Source organism: Alteromonas sp., assembly GCF_984505615.1.
On sequence record NZ_CFHOXV010000081.1, the window covers coordinates 1 to 5,180 of the forward strand.

Below are 5,180 nucleotides of genomic sequence, written 5' to 3' on the forward strand. Positions count from 1 at the left end.
ACAAGTCAGTTGCTCTACCAACTGAGCTAAGTCGGCTCCTCATCAAGTGGGTGCGCATTCTAGAGTAAGTTATTACTCCGTGCAAGTGTCTTTTTTATTTTTTTTCGTTTTTTTGTCGGAGCGTTTTACTCTTTCAAATCTAACGAAAAATGTTACGCAAAAAGCTGACTTCTTGCGTAGCGGGCAAGACCTTGCACCACCAAATTCGCGGAACGGATAGTATCAGTGGAATGATTTATTGCAAGCATATTTTTATCTCCACCGCCGATAATTACAGCAAAATCGGATCGTTTGCTTAGCAAATAATCAATCGCGCTTAAATAAACACCATTTAGTGCTGCATGACACCCCTGTGCAACGCACATTTCAGTAGAAGAGCCCGGTGCTAAATTTTGCGGTATTGAGTTGTCTGAGGTGACTCTTGCTGTATTTTTAACCAGAGCATCACGCATAAGATGAAAACCGGGACTTATCCAACCGCCTAAATGTTGACCATCTTCAACAAAATCACAGGTAATTGCAGTACCCATGTCGATCACACAAAACATTTTTCCGGTCATTTCCTGTGCAGCGACCATCGCCAGCCACCGGTCGACCCCCATTTTTGTGACATCTTTATAGCTGTTGCGTACCCCAAAATTTTCTTTTTCGGTAAAAATTTCCTGAATGACTCTATTTTCTGTGTCACAGAAATGAATAATTTTTTCTGAAATGTCTTTTTTACCCACATTAGATAAAAAAATATGGGAGAAATGTGTATCCGGCAGCCAATTAATAAATGCATCTGCATCTGTATGAACAAGAGGCTCTGAATCTTTAACATCAGCAAGAGCAACAGACTTTATTCTGCTGTTGCCGGCATCAACCAACAGAACGGCGGTATCAGATACCACGAAGGCTTACCTCACCGCCATGGAAACGGGTAATACCGTCTTCTGTTTCTACCAGCAGCGCCCCGCTCTGATCCACACCACGGTCAATACCAGAGAAACGCTTATCGCCCATTTGCAAAACAATTTTCTTGTCTGCAAATAAATCCAGAGATTCCCAGTAAGGTACAAACTTGCCGAAGCCCCGCTGAGTAAACTCAGGCAACAGCTCCCGTAGTGATTCGATAACAGCGGCAGCGAGCCTGTTACGGTCGGGCACTTCCCCTAAGTAGCCGGTTAAATCACTGTGAGGTTGCCCAACATCATACTGGGTATCGGGTACATTCACGTTCAGGCCAATACCAATGACACTGTGCGCAGTGGCGCCGATCTGGCCCTCAACCTCAATGAGAACACCCGCCAGTTTTCGGCCATTCAGGTAAATATCATTCGGCCACTTAAGCTGAGCATCTTCAATTTTGAATTTTCTTAATGCCTCACAGATGGCCACCCCAACGAGAAGAGACAATCCGGCCATGCTTTGGTAGCCATCCGGAAAAGACCAGTACATAGACATAGTCAGACTGCCTCCCACCGGCGCAGTCCATTTACGACCATGGCGGCCCTTACCGTCTGTTTGAACTTCGGCAAGTATTACGTCACCATCAGCTAAATCGTGCCGTGCTGTTGCAATACGTTTTTTCATTTCTGTGTTGGTGGACGCCAGTACCGGCTCAACTTGTATGGTCGACAAACCCGGTCTTGCCAGGTGTTTTTTGATTTGCTCTGTGCTGAGCATAGGAAAGCCCTGATTCAATCTGTAACCTTTACCTTTTACTTTAAATACATCCAGGCCCCAGTCAGCAAGCTGCGAGATGTGCCCTGCCACAGCGGTTCTTGAAAGCCCTACCTGTTGAGCAATGATTTCGCCGGAATGAAATTGTCCGTCAGCCAGTACAGACAAAATGTGCTGTCGTATAATTTTCGAGGCCTGCTTCATAGCGTAATTACTCCGGATTTGCCCACAAGCCTGACTTCCGGCTCCAGCTGAATATCAAATTTTTCATTTACGGCATTAATAATATCACCCGCCATCTTGATCACGTCCTCACCGGAAGCGTTTCCGGTATTGGTCAGCACCAAAGGTTGCGTGGGATGGCATCGCACACCACCCGTTTCGCGGCCTTTGAATCCACACTGATCGATTAACCAGGCTGCCGGCACCTTTTTACCGCTCCCGGCTGCAAACCCCGGAACTTCTCCGTATGTATCTTTAATTTTTTCGTAACGGGCCGCGGTAATGACGGGGTTTTTAAAGAAACTACCGGCATTGCCCAACAGATCAGGATCAGGCAGCTTTGCCTTTCTCACTTCAATGACTTTATTGTAGATACTTTCCGGTGTCGGGTCCTTCAGTGTTGCAAGCTCCCCGTAAGACACAATCAGCTCGTTATCTACCGGCAGACGAAAATTAACGTAGGTGATCAGCACGTCTCCTGACAGACGCCGTTTAAACACACTGTCGCGATATCCAAATTCACATTCATCGTTGGATAACGTGTGCTGTTCACCGGTGGTGATATCAATATACTCAACAGACTCGATATATCTGCCGACCTCGAGACCATAAGCCCCGATGTTCTGTATTGGAGCTGCACCTGCAGACCCCGGGATCAGTGCCAGATTTTCTAAACCGTACCAACCATTATCTAAACAGTGAGTAACCAGGTTATGCCAGTTCTCACCGCCGGCGACACGCAGCCTGTAAGCATCTTCCGTGGTTTGGACCTCTATCCCGCGCATGCCATTGATAAATACCGTGCCGTCAAAATCGGATAAAAACAGCGTGTTGCTGCCCCCACCCAGAAGATAGCTACAGGCAGACTCCCGCCAGTTCAGGAGAAATTCATCCGGTGTTGTAAAATGGCAAACTGCTTTGCAATTGGCCGGGAGGTGGAAAGTGTGGTGTGATGTTAGTGTGGGCACAGTCTAATAATACTTTTTCTCTTTGCCGCAATGGTAGGCGAACTGACCAGAGAATAAAAGCATCACAGCGCGTAAAGCCGGTCAGCGACTATTGGTTTTGTAAAGGTGGACTATTTTATATCGTTATCTGGATTTCCTATTTATCGCTATGACTAAAGAAATGGATAACCACGTCGTGTAAATTATCGCGGGTAACGTAGTCATTTTCTTTATTCTCTTCATCCTTGCCTATTTTATACAAATGAGAAATCCCCGCTCTGCGTCCTGCTTCAATATCAGACAGTTTGTCCCCTACCATGACGCTTTCACTGAGTGATATATCAAATTGTTTCGCCGCGTCAAGCAGCATACCCGGTTCGGGTTTTCTGCATGAGCAATCCAGCAAATATTTCCCTTCCCCATGTTTACTATGGTGCGGGCAATATTTTACGGCTTTAATATTGACCCTTTCCTTCTCGAATTCACCCAGCATCCATGTAGTTAATGACATAAACGCTGTTTCGTCGTAATAGCCCCGCGCAATACCGGACTGATTTGTAACGACGATGATTTCATATCCATTTTTTCTGATGGTGCGGCAGGCATCGAAAACTCCCGGAACAAAATCAAATGAATCCGGCGTGGAAATATAGCCGTGATCAATATTGATAACGCCATCACGGTCGAGGAAGAAGGCTTTGGCTTTCATGTTTTACTAGTCAGAAAATATTTAGAGGCAAGTGTATCACTCAGTCGGAAATGAGGTAAAAGAATTAGCCAACAAGGCAATGTGAAAAGCCGCACGAAAGTGCGGCTTTAATGAGGTATGGTGTTTGTGATTAAACTAAGTTACTTACGAACGACGAAAGCGACGTAGAGCAACCAGAGACAGAGCAAACATACCTAATGTAGCAGGTGCAGGAACACTTGTAGCAGAACCCGGACCTGTACCAATTGGAACGCTGGAAATACCGGTAATAGTAAACAACTGAGCAGCAGTCATTGTATCTACACAGCAAGAGGTACCTGTGAACAGACCCCAGTTTCCGTTACCCAGTACGAGTGGATCGGTAAAGAACCAATCATTATGACCGTTTGTATTACCCCAGTTACCCACATCTTCAGCCCAGCCATCTAATACACCAGAAGCTACCAAAGCGTCGTTAGAAGCAGTATCTCCACCAACATCATTCATAACGCCTGTCCAGTTAAACAGTTGCCAGCTGGCAGTATTCTGAGTAGATGCAGATGCATCCCAGGTACCGATTCTCACCCCACCATTGTCAGAATAGGCGCTGGACTGATTACCATGCCAATGCTGACCGTACATACGGATAGTTCCATTACCCAAATCTTTCCAACCAAAAGCAACAAGGTGCGCGTTTGCCTGGCCTGCCAGACAAAGAACACCAGCACAAACAACACTGATTTTTTTAATCCATGAATTCATAATGTAATCCCTTCGAAGGTTAATAGTTTTATAGACGACCCAAAACCATTTATCGTCTGATGACCTCATAGCAGAAATCGCGCCAGGATCAGGTTTTAAACTTTAGTCTTGTTTTTCAGCATGTTGAATCGGGGATAGCTGTCGCTTTGTTTAAATTGTAAACATATTTGACAAAGAGATAATGTTGCACTTTAAGTGATTAGAATTTACTAATACTTTACACTGAATAATTTTATTTTTAAGAGACTACTGGCGGCCAAATCCAATAATAAAGTACTAATTATTCATCGAAACGATAAATAATAGACAACTTATATGTAAAGTAACCTGACGGAAGGTACAGGGTAAGTTGTAGTTGAACGCAGATTTCAGTCCAATCAACGTTATGATTTGATCCAAACTCTCCAATTGAAAAAGAAGGATAAACAGGATTCGTTGAATTTCGGAAGAGATTCCGGGCAGAGAACAGAAACGAAAAAAGCCCGCTCAGATGAGCGGGCTTTTTCGAATTGGGAGCCTGACGGTGTGCTACTCTCACATGGGGAGACCCCACACTACCATCGCCGCTAACGCGTTTCACTTCTGAGTTCGGAATGGATTCAGGTGGTACCACGTCGCTATTGCCGTCAGGCATAAACTTTTTATAACAATTTCAGAAAGCTTGATACGTTTATCAATCAGAGTAACTTTACTACTCTAACTTAAGTAATTAGTCAGTCATTAACTTCAACACTCTAATGCTTAATCAATCTACCCCTTTAGCGAGTAGAAAAATGTTCAGGAAGGTTCCCTTCCGTTTAAGACATTTTTCACGACTCTCGCGAAGCGAGGTAAAAAGTCTAAAGCTACTTAGGCGTTGTATGGTTAAGCCTCACGGGCAATTAGTACAGGTTAGC

At 44.7% G+C, this 5,180-nt stretch carries 5 protein-coding genes and 1 rRNA gene; all 6 read right to left on the bottom strand.

The genetic code is table 11. The annotated features are described in order from the left end of the window. Nucleotides 1–152: 152 nt before the first annotated feature. Nucleotides 153–893 carry a type III pantothenate kinase gene (locus tag AC4PME_RS20455; protein ID WP_491046910.1) on the bottom strand — a complete coding sequence of 247 codons (741 nt, stop codon included), beginning with the start codon at nt 891–893 and terminating at the stop codon, nt 153–155. Beyond that, nucleotides 883–1,869, bottom strand: coding sequence for a bifunctional biotin--[acetyl-CoA-carboxylase] ligase/biotin operon repressor BirA (birA, locus tag AC4PME_RS20460; protein WP_474845344.1), 987 nt, complete (start codon nt 1,867–1,869; stop codon nt 883–885). The genes AC4PME_RS20455 and birA overlap by 11 nt, the downstream gene beginning before the upstream one ends. Next, nucleotides 1,866–2,855 carry a UDP-N-acetylmuramate dehydrogenase gene (gene murB, locus AC4PME_RS20465; RefSeq protein ID WP_491046911.1) on the bottom strand — a complete coding sequence of 330 codons (990 nt, stop codon included), beginning with the start codon at nt 2,853–2,855 and terminating at the stop codon, nt 1,866–1,868. Before murB ends, birA begins: the two co-directional genes overlap by 4 nt. Nucleotides 2,856–2,991: 136 nt before the next feature. Continuing rightward, on the bottom strand, nt 2,992–3,543 hold the full coding sequence (gmhB, locus tag AC4PME_RS20470) for a D-glycero-beta-D-manno-heptose 1,7-bisphosphate 7-phosphatase (protein ID WP_491046913.1): 552 nt from the start codon (nt 3,541–3,543) through the stop codon (nt 2,992–2,994). Nucleotides 3,544–3,687: 144 nt separating this feature from the next. After that, nucleotides 3,688–4,284, bottom strand: coding sequence for a PEP-CTERM sorting domain-containing protein (locus AC4PME_RS20475; protein ID WP_119499896.1), 597 nt, complete (start codon nt 4,282–4,284; stop codon nt 3,688–3,690). 515 nt (nt 4,285–4,799) lie between these two features. Further along, nucleotides 4,800–4,915: ribosomal RNA gene (rrf, locus tag AC4PME_RS20480) — 5S ribosomal RNA — on the bottom strand. Nucleotides 4,916–5,180: the final 265 nt, after the last annotated feature.

Coding starts and splice junctions, on each gene's coding strand:
- birA (WP_474845344.1), bottom strand. CDS start 1,869: ATGAAGCAGGCCTCGAAAATTATACGACAGCACATTTTGTCTGTACTG.
- gmhB (WP_491046913.1), bottom strand. CDS start 3,543: ATGAAAGCCAAAGCCTTCTTCCTCGACCGTGATGGCGTTATCAATATT.
- AC4PME_RS20475 (WP_119499896.1), bottom strand. CDS start 4,284: ATGAATTCATGGATTAAAAAAATCAGTGTTGTTTGTGCTGGTGTTCTT.